The sequence below is a fragment of the Anaerovibrio sp. JC8 genome (assembly GCF_002100115.1).
Classification (GTDB): domain Bacteria; phylum Bacillota; class Negativicutes; order Selenomonadales; family Selenomonadaceae; genus Anaerovibrio.
In genome coordinates this window covers 54,633-72,647 of record NZ_ANBM01000008.1, presented here as the reverse complement: position 1 = coordinate 72,647, position 18,015 = coordinate 54,633, and the positions used below count along the sequence as shown (strand labels likewise).

19 protein-coding genes are annotated in these 18,015 nt (G+C 46.6%); 13 read left to right on the top strand and 6 right to left on the bottom strand.

The features are described 5' to 3' along the window. Position 1 precedes the first annotated feature (1 nt). The 5 genes from sfsA to D081_RS08885 all read left to right on the top strand — a co-directional run bounded on the left by sfsA (position 2) and on the right by D081_RS08885 (position 4,607). Positions 2–667 (top strand): DNA/RNA nuclease SfsA, encoded by a 666-nt coding sequence (gene sfsA, locus D081_RS08905; protein ID WP_085023848.1) that lies wholly within the window; start codon positions 2–4, stop codon positions 665–667. After that, entirely contained in the window at positions 664–2,220 is a 1,557-nt protein-coding gene (locus tag D081_RS08900; RefSeq protein WP_085023847.1) for an ABC-F family ATP-binding cassette domain-containing protein, read from the top strand. The genes sfsA and D081_RS08900 overlap by 4 nt, the downstream gene beginning before the upstream one ends. 286 nt (positions 2,221–2,506) lie before the next feature. Then, positions 2,507–3,373: an RsiV family protein gene (locus tag D081_RS08895; RefSeq protein ID WP_085023846.1), complete on the top strand. Its 867-nt coding sequence runs from the start codon at positions 2,507–2,509 to the stop codon at positions 3,371–3,373. Between the two features lie 182 nt (positions 3,374–3,555). Continuing rightward, positions 3,556–3,744, top strand: coding sequence for a hypothetical protein (locus D081_RS08890; RefSeq protein ID WP_085023845.1), 189 nt, complete (start codon positions 3,556–3,558; stop codon positions 3,742–3,744). An 83-nt stretch (positions 3,745–3,827) separates the two neighbouring features. Beyond that, positions 3,828–4,607 carry an enoyl-CoA hydratase/isomerase family protein gene (locus D081_RS08885; protein ID WP_085023844.1) on the top strand — a complete coding sequence of 260 codons (780 nt, stop codon included), beginning with the start codon at positions 3,828–3,830 and terminating at the stop codon, positions 4,605–4,607. Positions 4,608–4,718: 111 nt separating this feature from the next. Here D081_RS08885 and D081_RS08880 read toward each other — a convergent pair whose 3' ends face one another. The 3 genes from D081_RS08880 to D081_RS08870 are packed head-to-tail and all read right to left on the bottom strand — an operon-like array spanning position 4,719 to position 6,985. After that, the gene (locus D081_RS08880; protein WP_085023843.1) at positions 4,719–5,324 is read right to left on the bottom strand and encodes a DUF1847 domain-containing protein; all 606 of its coding nucleotides are present in this window, start codon (positions 5,322–5,324) and stop codon (positions 4,719–4,721) included. Between the two features lie 24 nt (positions 5,325–5,348). Next, complete coding sequence (locus D081_RS08875) at positions 5,349–6,185, bottom strand: Mrp/NBP35 family ATP-binding protein (protein WP_085023842.1); 837 nt, start codon at positions 6,183–6,185, stop codon at positions 5,349–5,351. Positions 6,186–6,241: 56 nt separating this feature from the next. Beyond that, positions 6,242–6,985 (bottom strand): NifB/NifX family molybdenum-iron cluster-binding protein, encoded by a 744-nt coding sequence (locus tag D081_RS08870; RefSeq protein ID WP_085023841.1) that lies wholly within the window; start codon positions 6,983–6,985, stop codon positions 6,242–6,244. A gap of 173 nt (positions 6,986–7,158) precedes the next feature. Here D081_RS08870 and D081_RS08865 point away from each other — a divergent pair, with 173 nt between their 5' ends. The 8 genes from D081_RS08865 to D081_RS08830 all read left to right on the top strand — a co-directional run bounded on the left by D081_RS08865 (position 7,159) and on the right by D081_RS08830 (position 15,548). Continuing rightward, positions 7,159–8,022, top strand: a complete 864-nt coding sequence (locus D081_RS08865) for a flagellin (RefSeq protein WP_085023840.1) — start codon at positions 7,159–7,161, stop codon at positions 8,020–8,022. Between the two features lie 154 nt (positions 8,023–8,176). After that, positions 8,177–8,791 (top strand): sugar O-acetyltransferase, encoded by a 615-nt coding sequence (locus D081_RS08860; protein ID WP_158087619.1) that lies wholly within the window; start codon positions 8,177–8,179, stop codon positions 8,789–8,791. Between the two features lie 213 nt (positions 8,792–9,004). After that, on the top strand, positions 9,005–9,304 hold the full coding sequence (locus D081_RS08855; RefSeq protein ID WP_143272181.1) for a hypothetical protein: 300 nt from the start codon (positions 9,005–9,007) through the stop codon (positions 9,302–9,304). A 52-nt stretch (positions 9,305–9,356) separates the two neighbouring features. Beyond that, positions 9,357–9,686 (top strand): hypothetical protein, encoded by a 330-nt coding sequence (locus D081_RS08850; RefSeq protein ID WP_198941983.1) that lies wholly within the window; start codon positions 9,357–9,359, stop codon positions 9,684–9,686. Between the two features lie 92 nt (positions 9,687–9,778). After that, positions 9,779–10,408: a TetR/AcrR family transcriptional regulator gene (locus D081_RS08845; protein ID WP_158087618.1), complete on the top strand. Its 630-nt coding sequence runs from the start codon at positions 9,779–9,781 to the stop codon at positions 10,406–10,408. An 87-nt stretch (positions 10,409–10,495) separates the two neighbouring features. Further along, positions 10,496–11,596 carry an efflux RND transporter periplasmic adaptor subunit gene (locus D081_RS08840; protein ID WP_085023836.1) on the top strand — a complete coding sequence of 367 codons (1,101 nt, stop codon included), beginning with the start codon at positions 10,496–10,498 and terminating at the stop codon, positions 11,594–11,596. Continuing rightward, complete coding sequence (locus D081_RS08835; protein WP_085023835.1) at positions 11,593–14,643, top strand: efflux RND transporter permease subunit; 3,051 nt, start codon at positions 11,593–11,595, stop codon at positions 14,641–14,643. The genes D081_RS08840 and D081_RS08835 overlap by 4 nt, the downstream gene beginning before the upstream one ends. Positions 14,644–14,801: 158 nt before the next feature. Further along, a complete protein-coding gene (locus D081_RS08830) occupies positions 14,802–15,548 on the top strand; it encodes a hypothetical protein (protein ID WP_085023834.1) in 747 nt (248 codons plus the stop codon). Between the two features lie 90 nt (positions 15,549–15,638). Here D081_RS08830 and D081_RS08825 read toward each other — a convergent pair whose 3' ends face one another. From D081_RS08825 to lgt, 3 genes are all read right to left on the bottom strand, one after another. Further along, entirely contained in the window at positions 15,639–16,481 is an 843-nt protein-coding gene (locus D081_RS08825) for a menaquinone biosynthetic enzyme MqnA/MqnD family protein (RefSeq protein ID WP_085023833.1), read from the bottom strand. A 142-nt stretch (positions 16,482–16,623) separates the two neighbouring features. Then, the gene (gene speD, locus D081_RS08820) at positions 16,624–17,091 is read right to left on the bottom strand and encodes an adenosylmethionine decarboxylase (RefSeq protein WP_085023832.1); all 468 of its coding nucleotides are present in this window, start codon (positions 17,089–17,091) and stop codon (positions 16,624–16,626) included. 89 nt (positions 17,092–17,180) lie between these two features. Beyond that, entirely contained in the window at positions 17,181–17,969 is a 789-nt protein-coding gene (gene lgt, locus D081_RS08815) for a prolipoprotein diacylglyceryl transferase (protein WP_085023831.1), read from the bottom strand. Positions 17,970–18,015 lie beyond the last annotated feature (46 nt).

Sequence of the window (18,015 nt, the reverse complement as noted above, 5' to 3'; positions counted from 1 at the left end):
TATGCAATATAAAAATATTATTGAGGGACGGTTTATTGACCGTCCCAATCGTTTTATCGCCCATGTGGAAATTGATGGGCAGGTGGAAACGGTTCATGTGAAAAATACCGGCCGCTGCAAGGAACTGCTCCTTCCGGGGGTGACGGTGGTGCTGGAAATAGCCGACAATCCCAACCGCAAGACCAAGTACGACATTATTGCGGTGTACAAGGAGGGGCTGGGACTGATTAACATGGACAGCCAGGCTCCCAATAAAGTGGTTTTGGAGTGGCTAAAACAACAAAATTTTGATATGATAAAGCCTGAGTTTTCTTTTGGAAGCTCCAGAATAGATTTTTACATGGAACGGGGCCAGGACAACTATCTGATGGAGGTTAAGGGCTGTACCCTGGAGGTGGATGGCATCGGTTATTTTCCCGATGCACCTACTGAGCGGGGTATAAAGCACCTTAACGAGCTGGCCGGGGCAGTGGCCGAGGGCTATAAATGTGCCATTGCCTATGTCATTCAGATGGAGGGCATTACTGAGGTGCGCCCCAATATTGCCACTCATCCCCAGTATGGTGAGGCACTGGCAGCGGCCAGGGCTGCGGGGGTAGAAGTGATTTTCTACTGTACGGAAATCAGACCGGATTCCATGATTATTGTTAAGGAGATACGAGCTTGAGTATTGTAAATGTTGAAAGAATGTCCCATGGCTTTGGGGCCAGGACTATTTTTGAGGATGTTAGCTTTCGCCTGCTGAAGGGGGAGCATGTGGCACTGGTAGGAGCCAACGGTGAGGGCAAGTCTACTTTTCTGTCCATTATTACCGGCCAGATGACCCCGGATGAGGGCAAGGTGGAGTGGGCCAAGCGGGTTACCGCCGGCTATCTGGACCAGCACGCTGTTCTGAAGGCTGGCATGACCATCCGTGATGTGCTGAAAACCGCCTTTGATGAAATGTACAAGCTGGAAGCAGAAATGCAGTCCTGCTACGATAAAATGGGTGAAGCCTCTCCGGAGGAAATGGACAAGCTCCTGAATGATGCGGGAGAAATTCAGGAAATCCTGGATGCCCACAGCTTTTACACCCTGGACAGCAAGATAGAGGAGGTGGCCGGAGGCCTGGGCCTGCGGGATATTGGCCTTGACCGCATGGTTGATGAATTGTCCGGCGGTCAGCGCACCAAGGTATTGCTGACGAAGCTGCTTTTGCAGAGCCCGGATATCCTTATTTTGGACGAGCCTACCAATTATCTTGATGTGGAGCATATTGAGTGGCTGAAGACCTATTTGCAGGGCTATGAGAATGCCTTTATTCTGGTGTCCCATGATGTGCCGTTCCTGAATGCGGTGACCAATGTTATTTATCATGTGGAGAATGCCAGCCTGACCCGTTATACCGGCAGCTATGAGAAGTTCCAGGAGATGTATGCCATCAAGCGTCGTCAGGAGGATGCGGCCTATGAGCGCCAGCAGGCAGAAATTGCCCGGGAGAAGGACTTTATTCAGCGAAACAAGGCCCGGGTGGCTACCCGTGGCATGGCCAATTCACGTCAGAAGAAGCTGGATAAGATGGAAGTGCTGGAAAAGCGCACGGAAAAGCCAAAGCCTCACTTCAATTTTCAGATGGACCGTACTCCAAGCCGGTTTGTTATTGAGGCCAAGCGGCTGATTTTAGGTTATGATACCCCGCTGACCAACCCGGTGGATTTACAGCTGGAGCGGGGCAAGAAGGTGGCTCTGCGGGGCGTGAACGGTCTGGGTAAGACCACCCTGTTAAAGACTTTGCTGGGCATGATTAAGCCGATTTCCGGCAAGATAGAGCTGGGTGAGTTTGTGACCCCTGGTTATTTTGAGCAGGAGTCCACCAAGGGCAACGACAACACTGCCATTGAGGAAATTTGGCAGGAATATCCGGGCATGAGCGAGTTTGAGGTTCGGGCAGCTCTGGCAGCCTGTGGCCTTACCAACGAGCATATTACCAGCAAGATGATGGTTCTCTCCGGCGGTGAGGCGGCCAAGGTGCGTCTGTGCAAGATTATGCAGAAGCCGGTTAATCTGCTGGTACTGGACGAGCCAACCAACCATCTGGATGTGGATGCCAAGGCTGAATTGAAGCGGGCCCTTAAGGAATACAAGGGTACCATTTTGCTGGTTTCCCATGAGCCGGATTTCTATGAGGACTGGGTGGATTCTGTATGGAATATTGAGGGCTGGACCACCAAAATTATCTAATTAAAATTTAATGAGCAGGATTATTGCCTGTAGCACGGATTTTTCGCTAAAAACATTTTTTACATATCAAAAAATAGTGATAAAAATTATAACTCGCTTTGCTCAAACAAATAATTTTTATCACTAATGCAGGTTTATAAAAAAAGTTTTTTGACGCTCAAAATCCTATTGCTCCAGTCATTAATCCTGCTATTTTTTAATTGAATTTTAAGTAGCAAAATTCTTCTCATTCATATATTATTGAGTCAAGGTAAGCACAATATTTATTGTGAATGGAGGGATTATTATGTGGAAAAAAATGCTGGTAGCAGGGGTTGCTGTGGCAGCACTGGGTATTTGGGCACCTGTAACTACAGATTACAGTTATACCGGAGTGGCCATGGCTTGTGAGGAACCGGGGGATTTTGCAACACCGGGCGGTATTCCTTACAGTACTCCATTGGCGTACAACACCAGCGTGCAGAGGTCGGAGCTGGTCTATTATGGCAGAAAGCTGATGGAATCCAGCACCTATGAGGTTACTTTGGCTCCTGACTTTGCAGAGGCTTATCCAAAATTACAGGATTCTCTCGATAAGCTTTCTGCTGAAAACTGGAGCTATATGCGGCGGATGATGAACAGCTGGTCCCCTGATTTGATTGCACTGTATGAGGAGGGCAAGGCCGGTGGCTGGTATCAGGGTGACAGCAATGATCCTATATACAGCTATGAGCTGAGCTACAGCGGGCTGCGGGCTGATTCCACGGTATTCAGCTGTGTAGGCGGTGAGTTTGTTTATCTTGGCGGTGCTCATCCTGTTTATTATTACAAGGCCCACGTTTTTGATTCCAAGACCGGCAAGGAGCTGAAGCTCAACGATATTTTCAAGACTACCGATGGTTTGGCAGAGATAATCGTGGAAGAAGCAGCCAACCAGATTGAGCCGCGTTCTGCAATGCCGGACAGAACTGAAGCTCTCAAGGCAGTTAAGGCACTGATTGAGGACGGCAACCTGCAATTCGGTTTGAGCGAGGATGATTGCATCATATACTTCGGCAACTATGAAATCGGCTGCTATGCTATGGGAACCTTGGAGGTTAAGCTGCCATACCACAAGTATTTTAAGCTCTTCAACAACAAGTATGTTTTCTACGGTGCAAGGGCAAAAGGCTGATTAATTCAGGAATTATTCAAGTTATAGCAAATATTAAAAAGTTGTGGCATCCTTTCGGGGAGTGCCACAGCTTTTTTGATGGTGATAATTAAAAAAGTAACTTAATTTGTAATGGTTTTCCATTTGGTTCGTATGTTCAAACAGAGATGTTTTTGAATCGAAGAAAAAGGGGGAAAATCATTATGGAAAAAGTATTATGCAGCAAGGCATTGAAGATAGTGGCAAGTGCTACCCCCGGGGGTGCTTTGAGCCGTATTACACCGGCTATACCTAATATCATCAAATTTAATGCAAAGAAAATTACCAAGCCTGTACCACGGTTTAACCGCCTTAAGGCTGTACATGTGCCGGTTTGGCCATCAAATATCTAGTCTACCCACAGTGTGTCCTTTTATTGTATAATTGCCTCAGAACGTTGTACTCTAGATAAGCATGCAGTGGGGAGTGTGATTTTGTGTCTGAGGAAGTTATCAAGTACGAGAGGGAAGACCGGGTTGCCATTTTAACCTTGAATAGGCCCAAGAGCTTAAATTCCATGAGTTTGGAGCTTATAAATGGCTGGATAGAGAAATTACATCAGGCGGAGCATGACCCGGAGGTGCGGGTTGTGGTATTGACCGGGGAAGGCCGTGGATTTTGTGCGGGGGGCGATTTGGCTTCCCTGGACAATTTGAAAACTACGGAGGAACGTAGGCGGTTTGTGGCCCAGGCGGGTATGGTAGTAAAACTCATTCATAGTATGTCAAAGCCGGTAATTGCCATGGTAAACGGAGTGGCAGCCGGAGCTGGCTTTAATATCGCCATTGCCTGTGATCTTTGCTATGCCGCTCAGGGTGTGAAGTTCATTCAGAGCTTTGCCAATATTGGTTTGGCACCGGACTGTGGCGGATATTATTTCCTTGCCAAGGCAGTGGGCTTGGCCAAGGCCAAAGAGTTAATGTTTACTGCCCGGCCGGTGGAGGCTGCTGAAGCCCATACATTGGGGCTGGTCAATGATGTATTCCCGGCAGAGGAATTGCGGGAAAAGACCTTGGCGGTGGCCAAGCAAATAGCCGGGGCGGCTCCATTGGCACTGGCCATGATGAAGAAGGAAATCAATAATTTTGGTGCTTCCCTGGATGAAACCCTGACCTACGAGTCCATGGCTATGGCAATGCTGCTGGGCACCGAGGATTTCCGGGAAGGCATACAGGCCTTTGCTGAAAAGCGTCCACCAGTGTTTAATGGAAAATAAATAACATAAGTATATATACGAAAAGACGTGCCAATTTATATGGCACGCCTTTTTGATTTTTGGTTATGTTTAAATTTTAGCCGATAATTTGCACCCTTTCCCGCTATACTTTTATATTTCTCCTTTGTCCATTATACCAAGCTTGCGCTTCCAGTATCTGGAGTAAATAGCTCCCAAAGGATTATGGGCCAGCAGTCTGTCCTTTACCACCAGGGTAGTGACAGGACCTGGGCAGCTGCCGTTAAAGATGGCATCGTGACCCACGCACAGGCCACAGGAGATGAACAGCTCCGTTCCCTTTTCTGCCAACAATTTGGCCTGAAATTTGGGGTTGCACATGGCTTCATGCTCCAGCTCCGGCTTGACCTGTTTAAGGCCAAGCTCTTTTTTATTGAAGCTGCAATTTTTACAGCATACACTGTAAAATTCAAAGCCCTGCTGCTCATAGTAGCGGGCAATATAGCGGGCCTCCGTATTCAGACCAATACAGAAGGCCATGCCCAGCTTCTTGTAGCCCATGGCTTTGGCGAATTCCGCTGTTTCCTGAAGACGGGTAATATTGCTGTAAAAGGTGCCTTCCACATAGGCTGCAGCTTCCATAATACGACGTTCATCGTCATTGTATGCTTCCAGAATAGTTTCCCTATCTATCCCCGTGCAGTTCACGCCCTTGGTGTAACAGGCATGGGTCTTACAGTTGGCGCAGTCAGCTTTCATAGTGAAGCCCTCCATTATTAGATGCTATTTCTTTTCCGCAGCCAGCAGCTTTTCTACTGCGTCCTGCAAAAATTCCGCTTCTACAGTTTCAATCTGCCCGGCATCACATTTGGCGGCCAGGGATGGCTGAATTGGGATACGGCCCAGAATATCCAGATTATATTCCTTGGCAATTTCCTCAAGATGGCTTTCACCATATATTTTATGCTGCTTGCCACAATCCGGACATTCAAAGTAGCTCATGTTTTCTACTACGCCTAAAATAGGTACCTTCATAACAGAAGCCATCTTTACGGCCTTTTCAACTATCATGGAAACCAGCTCCTGAGGGCTGGTAACGATAACAATGCCATCCAGCTTAATGGACTGCATTACTGTTAATGGTACGTCACCGGTTCCCGGTGGCATATCAATGAACAAATAATCTATATCATTCCAGATAACATCCTGCCAAAACTGCTTTACGACGCCGCTGATAACAGGGCCCCGCCATACTACCGGGTCAGAGGTGTTTTCCAGAAATAAATTCATGCTGACAATATCAATACCGCCGGCAGAGCTGACAGGATATGCACCAGCCTGATTACCAATTATTTCTCCGGATATGCCAAACATCTTCGGCACAGATGGACCAGTAATATCCGCATCCATGATACCTACATGGCGTCCCTTTCTGGACATTAACACGGATAACAGACCGGTTACCAGAGATTTTCCTACACCGCCTTTGCCGCTGACTACTGCAATGGCATGGCGGATTTTACTTAACTCATTTGGCTCCTCGTAAAAAGATTTCCTGCGGGTGTCCTCACCGCAGGTAGTACCGCAGGAGCTACAGTCGTGATTACATTCTTCTGCCATGAAGTTGGCCTCCTAACTAAAATAATACAAACACAAAAATATAATATTAAAAAGTATTAGTGTTGGCAACCATGATCGCCACAGGTTTGACGTTCACCATGTCCATGATGGTTGCAGTGAACAGCTGGATTATAGGCAAGATTACCCGCCAAAAGTGCTTCAACTGCAGCATCAGCAGAACCGGAAACACCACCATAAAGGGCAATCCCGGCGGATGCCAAGGCATTCTGGGCACCACCACCGATACCACCGCAAATCAAGGTATCAATGTGCAGATCCTGAAGAATACCAGCCAATGCACCATGGCCCTGACCATTGGTACCAATAACCTCAGATTTGACTACCTTGTTATCCTGAATATCATATACCTTAAACTCGCTGGTTTTTCCAAAATGCTGGAAAATTTCACCATTATCATAAGTTACTGCCAATTTCATAATACGACTTCCTTTCTGTTCATAGGGACAATGATTTTTACGGCGGCGGATACTGCCACATAACTGGTCTTCGCCGCAGACCTCATAATCACCGCCAATTATTTTTAGAGGCTTTCCTTCCACCAAACACACAGCCATGCGCCTGCGGGCAGCCACGTATAGGGCCTGTACTGTTGTTCTGGCAACATTCATTTGCTCAGCACATTCCAGCTGGGTTAACCCGTTGTAATCCATGAGGCGGATGGTTTCATATTCTTCCACCGGCATGAACACCACCGGCATATCCTTGTTGCCATCCTTGGGAACAAATTCCGGAAAAGCAGGCAATGAGCATATTTTTTTCTTTTTCACCGGTCTGGCCATAGATACCCTCCTTTAATGACTTATGTCATTAACTATATTATATTTCGTTTATGACTTATGTCAATATCCGTTGTGTTAAGGATTTAAAATAGCTATTGACAGCAAACTGTAGAATAGGTAAAATTACTTATTCGATAAAATAGTGAAGTTTAACAAGTGAAGGAGATGATAACATGAGTATCGGCAGTGTAATGAGCGGAGTTAATCATTCCCTTAACAACTTAAATCGTGCCCAATCTGCACAATCAAGCAGTATTCAGCGTATATCAACCGGTTCCAAGTATTATAGTGCGGCCAATGGTGCCTCCGAATATGCCATTGTCCAGCGCATGTATAATAATATCGGCAGTGTAGCTCAATCCAACAGCAATACTCAGACTGCTAATTCCATGTTGAATGTAGCGGCCGGCGCCGTAGGCAATACAGTAAGTTCCCTGTCTTCCTTAAAGGAGACATTGATTAGTGCCGCAAACGGTACCAATGGTAAATCTGATATTGCAGCATTGCAGAAGTCAGTAAATCAGACTTTAGCACAGATTAATTCCAATGCACAGGTTACCTACAATGGCCAGAAGCTGCTGGATGGCAGTCAGTCTGTACAGGTGGCAAGCTATAACGGTTATGAAACCGTTAATCTTGGTGATATGAGTACCGCAGGCCTGGGCCTTACTGACAGTGATGGCAACAGCAACATCAAGCTGGGTGATCTCTCAGATTTGGGTAGTGCCATTGAAACAGTTGACAATGCCTTAAATACTGCCCTTGATCAGGCAACAAGTATCGGCGCTTCCCAGCAGGGCTTGGACTATCAGTCCAGCAACTACACTGTTATGGAAGAAAACCTCTATGATGCAGTATCCACCATAGATGATACCGATATTGCCGCTGAGTCTGTAAATAATGCCAGTGCCAATGCACAGAGCCAGGTTGCAATGTGGGCCGTAAAGCAGGGCTTGCAGTCTCTCAGCCAGGAAGTGGGGGCCCTTGGTGGTCTCAATAATCACAGCCGTGGCGCAGCCTTTGGCATGTTGTACTAAGAGAATATATTAACCTAAGCATAAAGAATCCCTGACTTCCAGTGAAGTCAGGGATTTTTTGTATTAAAATAAAAGTCTAAAACTATGGCCGCAGTTATGTGGCCATTTTATTATTTGTGATAAAATGAAAGAAACGTTTTCGGGAGGTAGGGTAATGGCAGAGAAGCAGCTGAACCAAAAAGAGAAAATGCTCAACGGAGAATGGTTTCAGGATAATGAGCCTTGGATGGTAAAAAAGCGGGCACTGGCAGGAAATACCAGTACCATATACAACCAGACTATGGTGGAGGAAAAGGAAAAAAGACGCAAATTATTGACTGATCTTTTGGGGCATATTGGGGAAAATTCCTTTATAGCCAACGGCGTGCAGTTCGATTACGGCTGTAATATATACATCGGGGACGATGTATATATTAACTTTAATGCTGTATTTCTTGATGGCAATGAAATACATATCGGCGACAGATGCTTAATCGGTCCGGGAGCCTTGTTTGCAACTCCTTCCCATCCATTGGTGGCTGATGAGCGTGCCAAGCATTTTAATGAGTATGGCGCGTATTTCCCGGAAAAGGTGAAGAAGATTATTTTGGAGGAAGATGTCTGGGTTGGTGGTCATGTTACCATTATGCCGGGGGTAAGAATAGGCAGGGGAGCAGTAATCGGTGGCGGCAGTGTTGTCACCAAGGATATTCCAGCTAATTCCCTGGCAGTGGGAAATCCCTGCAGAGTAATCAGGAAGATTACTGACGAAGACCGTGTGGGTATATAACGAGCTTTAAGATGTTTTAGGTGGGGGGAAACAAACTACAACAGCTGGTGAGCATATCTCCCAGCTCGTTGAAACGCTAATTGGAAGATTTTTCTTCTAAAAAAGAAAAATTTGAACAATGGCGTTATAATAATACTCTCGCTATTGGAAGTGTAAACTTGGTATAATGGATGAGGGCGAAGTATAAGTACAATATGGAAAGGAATGGATAATATGCTTAACAAGAACCACATGGCCGGAAATGTTCATCTTAGTTCAGAGGCAGCAGATCCTTTTGATGTGCGCATAAAAAAGGAAAAGCCGGAAATGGCTGATGGTGTAGACAAATTAAAGGATCTCATTCCTGAAGACATTTTTAATCGTGCCTTCAAAAAAATCCAAACCTTCAATAAACGGGGAGATACCCTTCTCATTGTCAGCGGTGGCATACTGGAACGGTCCTTTTTGGAGCGTGACTGTATCCCAGCCCTGAAGGAAGCCTTTGGTGTTTCCAAGGTGCAGATTATAGGATAGCGAGGAAGAGCTTTATCTAGCCAAATTTATCGCTCAGCTATGGCAAATCCACGTGTTTGGTGAAGGAAATACCAGAACAACAGCAGTATTTCTTATAAAATATCTGCGGAGTTTAGGCTTTAATGCCACTAATGACTTGTTTGCAGATAATTCTTGGTATTTTCGTAATGCTTTGGTCCGGGCCAACTACAGCAATCTGCAAAATGGCATACATGAAACACCTGTTTATTTGGAAAATTTCCTGAGGAATTTGTTGCTGGGTGAGGATAATGAGCTGAAAAATCGGTATTTGCATATTGATTGGCAACTAAAAAACAGGACATTCCGGGAGGGAATACAGGCCTTTGCGGAAAAGCGTCCCCCTGTATTTAATGGGAAATAGAAAAGATATCTGATTTTTGGAGAAATATGTTGACAAAGATTTTTGGTTAGTCTATATTATTACTGACCTAAGTCAGTAAGGAGATGAACCAGATGACAAGAATTAGAAAATCCCCGGAGGAGCGGCGGCAGGAAATAATGGAAGCTGCCTTTAAAATGTTTGCCTCCAAGGGTTATGATAAAACTGATGTAAGCAGTATCTGCAGGGAAATTGGCATTGCCAAAAGTACCTATTTTTATCATTTTTCCACCAAGGAAACTGTAATGGAAAGTATCCTGCAAAAGTTCGCCAATGACTTTGTGGCGGCATTGCGGGAAAAATGTGACGGCAAGACAGCCCTGGAGCAGCTGCAGCTGTTTCTTGATGCCATAAATCAGGAGCTGCCGGTGGAATGTATGCTGGACCAGATAGAAACACCATCAGACTACAAATACTTTGAATATATGTGGGAAAAAATGCTGGTGGAGGATCTGGAGCCAGTGCTTCAGGCTATGTTTTCCTTGGGAATTGAAGAAGGCTCCCTGCACTTTTCTGCTGAGGAAATACCGGAACGGCTGAGGTTTTTATGGTCTTTGGCAGATTATCTGTGGCAGGTGCCTGAGAATATGACTTCAGATGATATTTCTGATAAGGAAATGGATATACGCTATAAAATTGTTTCCAGCCAGCTGAATACATTGCTGGGCATCAAACCAGGGCTTTTACGGCTTTCTATGCCATGATTATTAAAGGATAGGTGCATTTTAGATGCACTTTCTTTTTTGCGACACTACTGACCGTAGTCAGTAATTAGGACGAAGGGACAGGACATGATTAAGACTTTTTTAAGGAAAAAAATATACTTGATAATATTGCTGGTTATGGTGGTGGCCCTGGGGGCATCCAGGTTTATATCGGCAGAGGATAATCCGGGAATGCAGGATTCACTGGCGGTGTCTGTTACCAAGGCAAAGCTCATGGACAAGCCATCTCTGGTACCGGTGCCGGGCAGTATTGAGGGATTGACCTCCAATATTATCAGCAGCCGGTTTAATGGCAAGGTAACCAATGTGCTGGTAGAGGATGGTGAATATGTTCATAAGGGGCAGGTGCTGTTTACCATTGATATGGAGGAGCTTAATAATAGCCTGCAGGTTGCCCAAAACAGCTTAAGACAGGCTCAGGCCAAGTATGATAAGGCCAATGCCGATTATGCCCGCACTGAGAAGCTGGGCAGCATCGGGGCAATATCCATACAGCAGCTGGAGAGTGCCAGAACCAACCTGCTTTCAGCTCAGGCGGATATGGCCTCAGCCCAGGCCCAGGTCAACAGTGCCCAAAAGCAGGTCAATGATGCTTCTGTGGTAAGCCCCGTTGATGGGGTGGTGGCCAATAAAAATGTAACTGCGGGTCAGTTTGTTTCCGCAGGAACACAGCTGATGACTGTGGAGCAGATGGGGGAAGTGTACGCAGTAATTAATGTGGAGCAGAAATACATGGGAGTGTTAAACCGGGAGGTTCCTCTTGATGTGAAGGTGGATACTTATCCAGACCAGATATTCAAGGGCCTTATTACAGTAGTAAATCCTGTGGCAGGCAACGAAAACCGCATGTTCCGGGTGAAGGTGAAGATGAACAACACAGACAATAAGCTGAAGCCGGGTATGTTTGTGGAGGTCGGTCTGATTACTGGTCAACCATCCAAAACCTTGGCGGTGCCACGGCAGGCGGTACTTGGTAAGAAGGGAATCCAGTATGTATTCACCGTGGAGAAGGGCAAAGCCAAGCGGGTACGGGTGGAAACCGGTGCTATTATTGGTGATTATATTGAAATTGTAAGCGGTGTACAGGGGGAGACCCGGATATTAACCAATGCTTTGGATAAGGTGAAGGATGGGGATACCCTGACTATAAATGAGGTGGATGAATGAATCTGTCGGAAATCAGCATAAAGCGTCCCGTATTTGCTACTGTTACGCTGGTTGCATTGGTTATATTGGGAATCGTAGGTTATTTTCAGATGAGTATCAATGAAAATCCTGAGACTAATACTCCCTTTGTCAATGTGTCAGTAACCTATGACGGAGCCCAGCCGGAGCAGGTGGATGCCCAGGTTACCAAAAGAATTGAGGAGGCCATTGGCGAGGCCCGTGGAGTGAAGCATATTACCTCCGTATCCCGGGCCGGCAGTGCCGAGATAAATGTGGAATTTAATATAGGTGTTGATGCAGCCACGGCGACTCAGGAGATTCGGGACAAGGTGGGAGCCGTCCGTGAGGAGCTGCCCACTGGAGTCAAGGAGCCTGTTATTTCACGCTATGATGAAAATGCGGCGGCAGTGGTTTCCTATGCCATTACCATGGATGAAGGCGTCAGTCGGCGGGAAGCCAGTATCTTTATTGAGGATGTGCTGAAGCCTCGCCTCCAGAAAATTAATGGCGTGGGCAAATTCACTGTTACGGGTGAGGAAAAGCGGGAAATAAAGCTGCTGCTGGATCAGGACAAGTTGAACATGTTTGGCTTGTCCATCAGCGATATAAACAACAGGCTGACCCAGGCCAATAATGATATTCCAGCCGGCAAGATTAAAACGGACCAGCAGGAGCTGTCAGTCCGTACCGCCGGCAATTTTACCAATATTAATGAGTTTAATCAGGTGGTGCTGGGAAAAAGAAATAATGTTCCCATATATTTTCACCAGGTGGGTATTGTAAAGGATTATATAAAGGAGGCAGATACCACTGCCCGTTATGACGGCGAGCAGGCCCTGGGTATTGAAATCGGCAAGCAGTCCGGGGCCAATGCCGTTCAGGTGGCCACTGCCGTCAAAAAGGAAATGGAAGCCATTCAGGACCAGATTCCCAAGGGGATGAAGATAAATCTGGTGCGGGATGATGCAGCCCGTATTTCCGACTCTATCCATGAGGTATGGTTTGATTTGCTGGTGGGTGGTATCTTTGCGGTTATTATCGTTTTGTGGTTTTTGGGAGACTGGCAAAGCACCCTTATTTCCGCTCTGGCTATCCCGGTGTCCATAGTGTCCACCTTTTTCTTTATGAAGCTGGCGGGATTTTCCATAAATACCATGTCGCTGTTGGGCCTGTCCCTGTCAGTAGGCTTGTTGATAGATGATGCCATAGTGGTCATTGAGAATATTATCCGTCACCGTCGTATGGGCAAGGATCCCCTGACCGCAGCGGCAGAGGGCACCAAGGAAATCAGCCTGGCGGTTATGGCTACCACCTTTACTGTGGTGGCAGTTTTTGTTCCGGTGGGGATAATGTCCGGCATGACTGGCGAATACGTAAAGGAATTTGGATTGTCCATTGCCTTCGCCATGCTGGTATCCCTGTTTGTTTCCTTTACGCTGACGCCTATGATGGCAGCCCATTATCTGCCGGTAGGTGAGGCGAAAATGCCTGCTCTTATCCGTACCAGGTGGCGGGGCTGGCAGATATGGTTTGCCCGCATGACCAACGTCTATGGTGAGTTTCTCGCCAGGGTGCTGGCAAAATACAAGAAACGTACTTTGGCGGCGGCAGGGGGAGTTTTGTTATTGAGCTTGCTGTTGATTCCATTTTTGGGTTCTACCTTTATGCCATCAACTGATCAGGCCCAGTTTACGGCCACGGTGCAAAGTGCCGGCAGCGACAGCCCCCAGGCCGTAGATGAGCAGACCCGCCAGCTTACGGCGGCGATACAGGATATCCCTGAAATTGCCCATATCTATGTCAGCAGCTCCAACCATCAGCAGAATTATTTTATTAAGCTGAAGCCGAAAAAGGAGCGCAGCCGCAGCCAGAAGGATGTAATTGCCGAGGTCCGCAGCCGTTGGAATAAAATTCCGGGGGTTAAGGCAGATTTTATCGAGGATTATGAAAAGCCGGTGGCCGTGTCCATAACTGGTGAAAATATGGAGGATATGGCCAAGGCAGCGGAGAAAATCCAAAAATATATGGAGGAAAAGCCGGAGCTTATGGATGTAAGCTCTACCTATAATGCCGGTCTGCCAAATCTGAATCTGACCATGCGGGAAGCACAGGCCGGTGATCTGGGAGTATCCACAGAAAAGGTGGGCAGCACCATTCAGACCATGCTGGAGGGCAAGGTTATAGGAAAATTCAGTGATGGTGATGACCGGGTGGATATTCGGCTGCAGCTTAATGATGCCAGCCGCAGTCGGACGGATATGCTCCATAAGATATTTGTTCCCAGCGAAAAAATGGTGGGAGACCGCAATATGCTGGTGCCCCTGTCCCAGGTGGCCAAGTGGGATTACACCACCACTGCCAGTGATATTAGGCGCTATGACCGTATGAAGGAAATTCGTCTCTCTGCCAATATCAATGGTTCGTCCTTGGGTGATGTCAATGATGAAATTTATAACAGCCCAATTGTAACCGAACTGCCGGCAGGGGTATCCCTGGGCGGGGCAGGAGCAACTGCTGATATGGATGAATCCTTCAGCAGCTTCCGGACAGCTATTCTTCTGGCTGTGGCCTTTATATTTATGATTATGGCTGCCCAGTTCGAAAGCTATTTGGAGCCTTTTGCCATTATGTTTTCTCTGCCTTTGGCAGTTATTGGTGCATTGGTGGCCCTATTTGTTACCGGCAGTGAGCTGAGCCTGATTTCCTTTATCGGTATTATGATGCTCATGGGCCTGGTTACCAAAAACGCTATTCTTCTTATTGATTTTGCCAAGCAGCAGATGGCTCAAGGCGTAGCCTGCAATGAGGCACTGGTAATGGCTGGCAAGACCCGTCTGCGGCCAATTTTGATGACCAGCATGGCCATGATATTCGGTATGCTGCCAATAGCCCTGGGGCTGGGCCCGGGTGCTGAAATGCGCAGTCCCATGGCTTATGTGGTTATCGGTGGTATTATTACCTCAACTATATTGACCCTTATTGTGGTGCCGGTGGTGTATGCCTTTATTACCAGCCGTAAAGCAAAGAGGGTCCCGTTGGCCGAATAATATTAATACACCCACGAATGCAGTGTTTCCATAAGCTGGATTAGACAATCCGGCTTATGTTTTTTTATTTCGGCAGGAAAAAGGGCTGCTTATATCGAAGTAAAATACATGCATTTATGAAAATGAGGCAGTAAAAAATGTTATAAGGAGGTCCTTTTATGAGAAGATTTGTGTCAATATTGTTGTCTTTAGCAGTGCTGCTCAGCTGTTCAATGGCCTTTGCCCAAAATCCCATGGCCCCGATGAACAGGTTTTACGCAGCTGTCAAGGGCGTCTGGTGTGACCAGGATGGACATCGTAAGGTTGTTTTTGGGGATGACAATATTATGAATGGCATCCGGGTGTCTGAGGTAAATAATTTGGTAGGGGACAATTTAAACGGCAGTGCCACCATAACCGTTATTGGCAAGATGGGTGTAAATTATGTCAACGTATTTTGGGATACCACTGCTGGAAAGAAATCCATAAAATTGGGCAATTATGTGACGCTGGTTCCTTACACCGGTGATCCACAATATGTGGAATCTGTGGGTGGTCTTCACCTTGATATGACAGAGCCTGAGGTGGAAAACAGGTATGGTGCGGCCCAGCTGCTGGATGCATCCGCTACCAAGGCTTTGTGTGGTGTCAGTGATGAAAGCTGGTATTATCCGAATATCGGTCTGGTAGTAACCTTTGATCCTGTTACCTTTACCGCTGACCGCCTTATTCTGCTAAAGGGTGCTTCCTCTGCATTTGATATAAGCGTATTGAATGCTGATTCCCCACTTTATAAATACTCCGCCATTTATGGCTGGTCCTTTACACCGGCTCCGGGGGATATTGTAGATATGGGGTATGGACAGTCCATGAACTTTAAATACTATCCTCAGGCTGTAATGCTGCAGCTTAACTACGTGAATTAACAAGGCAATGGGGACTTGGCCCTGCCAATAGGAAATAAGAAAGGACAGCCCGCGGGCTGTCCTTTTTGCTGTAAAGATTTATTATGCTTATTATCGTTCTACCTCTGCCAGCTTCAGCTTTGGCAGGCGGGGGATAAGGCCCAGCTCATGGGCATATTTGTAGAATACCATGAGATTGTCCAGATATTCCTCCGTGAGATTCCACTTGATGACCTCCAGATATTCATCCAGCTGCTGGAAGGAAAATGGCTTGTCCTCCAAAATTGAATTGATGGCGTCAATCTTATGGGCGTAGCCGTGACGGAGCCCCTTGTACAGACGGTCATAGAGGAGCTGGAGGGCCTCCGGGTGGTCCTTGGCAAAATCCTTGTGTACTGCCCACACGGCATATACCATGCAGCGGCCTGTGAGCTTTTTCCATTCAACACCCATATCGTAATAATGGAACCTTGCCTTGTCCTTATGGTGATACACGTCTAGGGCATCGTCACCTATAAAGAGAGCTGCGGTGCAGTCATCAGGCACCGGCTTGTCCGGGGAGAGATGGCGCACACAGTATTCCGGGGCGGCATCATAGGATTTATTGAGTACAATCTTTACCAGAGCGTGGGAAGTGGCTGATTGGGCAGTCAGTGCGATTCTGTCCTGGTTAATATCCTCAATAGGCTTTTTGGATACCAGAATAATGCTGCGTACAGGACCGTCAGCCCGGACACACAGATCCGGCAGGATAAGAAGATTATCAAAGTTTTTGGCATAAACAATGGAGGATACCTCACTGGCATCCAGCCTGTTGTTTATAAGGTCGTTATTCATAACAGATGGGACACCGCCCTTGATGTCGATGCCTTCACCGTAGCCACACTGGGTCAGGCTGTAGGTTATAGGCAGGACATTCAGAAAGTGAATATGTCCCAGACGTGGTTTCTCCATAAATACCTCCTATGATACAGAGTACATGACAAAGACTATTATACCTTCAAAAGACAATTTTGTTTAGTGATTTGTCTTATGTTTTAATGTATACATGAAAAAGGGCACAAAAAAACTCCTGAGAATCAGGAGTTTTTATCAATTAATCGTCTTTATTGCTGTCCTTGTTCTTCAGCATGTTGATGACCTTGCTGCCGGTGTTATGAATACGGCGGAGAGGCGCAACCTTGGTCTTGGTCTTTGGCTTCATATCTGTATTGGTGCCAAAGTCACCACGCTTCAGGATAGTGGTCTTGGTCTTTTCCGGCTTAAACAGCTTTCTGATGGAGCTGAAAATTTCCTCAGGAGCAGCATCCTCCTCACAGATAAAGGCATCTGCGGAAACATACTGGAGGTCCGGGAAGGCGTGAACCGTAATATGGCCCTCGTCAAAAAGCAGAACAATGGCAATATGGTCATCTGACATAATCTGGCTGCTGGAGGACAGAATATCAAGATTGCTTTCCATCAGCAGGGTTTTTAATGTAGCCTGTAAGGCCTGCACATCATCAAAGCAGGAATTTTTGCACTTGTACATGTCAACTGTAAGGTGACGGGCGATTATACTCAAGTAAAATACCCCTTTCGAAACATATTTATCTACATAATTATACAATAGTTGACTTTTATAGTAAAGAAATTGTAAAGAATAGTTATAGTTTAAGCCTTATTTTCGGTGTCCCTTTTTCCCTTGACATGCAATGCAAGAAAACAGATAAGGGCAATGGTAAAGCCTACAATACTGGTCATCTGGGCGGAGGTAAAGGCCCACAGCACCGGATTTGCATAGTCCCCCCGGAGAAATTCCAGGCCAAATCTTACCAGACAGTAAAGCATAACGTAAAGGGAGAAGGCCTGTCCCTTTGCGTGAGGAAAGGCACGGAACAGCAGGAGCAGGGCAAAAATTACGAAGTCCAGCTGTCCCTCCCAGATTTCTGCCGGCCATAGGGGCTGATTGCCATAAGTGTGATGGGCAAGGGTAGTGGCCGGATAGAGAATACCAAAGTCTCCCCCCGTTGGTGCCCCAAAGGCATCACCGTTCAGCAAATTGGCACAGCGTCCCAGGCCCTGACCGAAGACAATAGCCGGTGCGGCAATGTCCATCATGGCCAGAATATCTATGTTGTGACGGCGGCAATACAATATGCCGGTGGTAACTCCCAGCACAATGCCCCCCTGAATGGCCATGCCGCCCTGCCATACGTTCAATATTTCCGTAAGATGCTGGCTGTAATATTCCCAGTCGAAAAAAAATACATCCCAGAGGCGGGCACCCAAAAGACCGCTTAAACCGCAGTAAATGCCCAGATCCACCACATGGCTGTGATAGCGGCCGTCCTGCCTGGCCAGAAAGTATCCTACTCCAGTGGCCAGAATGATGCTGAGACTGAGTACAAGCCCGTAGGCCCGCACGGGGAAATCACCTATATAAAACAAATACTGATGCATATTATCCTCCAAATAAATTCAGACTAATTATATTATACGCCAGTGG

Bases quoted from the DNA above. Each gene is read 5' to 3' on its own strand.
- sfsA (WP_085023848.1), top strand. From the start codon at position 2: ATGCAATATAAAAATATTATTGAGGGACGGTTTATTGACCGTCCCAAT.
- D081_RS08895 (WP_085023846.1), top strand. From the start codon at position 2,507: ATGTGGAAAAAAATGCTGGTAGCAGGGGTTGCTGTGGCAGCACTGGGT.
- D081_RS08890 (WP_085023845.1), top strand. From the start codon at position 3,556: ATGGAAAAAGTATTATGCAGCAAGGCATTGAAGATAGTGGCAAGTGCT.
- D081_RS08880 (WP_085023843.1), bottom strand. From the start codon at position 5,324: ATGAAAGCTGACTGCGCCAACTGTAAGACCCATGCCTGTTACACCAAG.
- D081_RS08875 (WP_085023842.1), bottom strand. From the start codon at position 6,185: ATGGCAGAAGAATGTAATCACGACTGTAGCTCCTGCGGTACTACCTGC.
- D081_RS08870 (WP_085023841.1), bottom strand. From the start codon at position 6,985: ATGGCCAGACCGGTGAAAAAGAAAAAAATATGCTCATTGCCTGCTTTT.
- D081_RS08865 (WP_085023840.1), top strand. From the start codon at position 7,159: ATGAGTATCGGCAGTGTAATGAGCGGAGTTAATCATTCCCTTAACAAC.
- D081_RS08860 (WP_158087619.1), top strand. From the start codon at position 8,177: ATGGCAGAGAAGCAGCTGAACCAAAAAGAGAAAATGCTCAACGGAGAA.
- D081_RS08855 (WP_143272181.1), top strand. From the start codon at position 9,005: ATGCTTAACAAGAACCACATGGCCGGAAATGTTCATCTTAGTTCAGAG.
- D081_RS08845 (WP_158087618.1), top strand. From the start codon at position 9,779: ATGACAAGAATTAGAAAATCCCCGGAGGAGCGGCGGCAGGAAATAATG.
- D081_RS08840 (WP_085023836.1), top strand. From the start codon at position 10,496: ATGATTAAGACTTTTTTAAGGAAAAAAATATACTTGATAATATTGCTG.
- D081_RS08835 (WP_085023835.1), top strand. From the start codon at position 11,593: ATGAATCTGTCGGAAATCAGCATAAAGCGTCCCGTATTTGCTACTGTT.
- D081_RS08830 (WP_085023834.1), top strand. From the start codon at position 14,802: ATGAGAAGATTTGTGTCAATATTGTTGTCTTTAGCAGTGCTGCTCAGC.
- D081_RS08825 (WP_085023833.1), bottom strand. From the start codon at position 16,481: ATGGAGAAACCACGTCTGGGACATATTCACTTTCTGAATGTCCTGCCT.
- lgt (WP_085023831.1), bottom strand. From the start codon at position 17,969: ATGCATCAGTATTTGTTTTATATAGGTGATTTCCCCGTGCGGGCCTAC.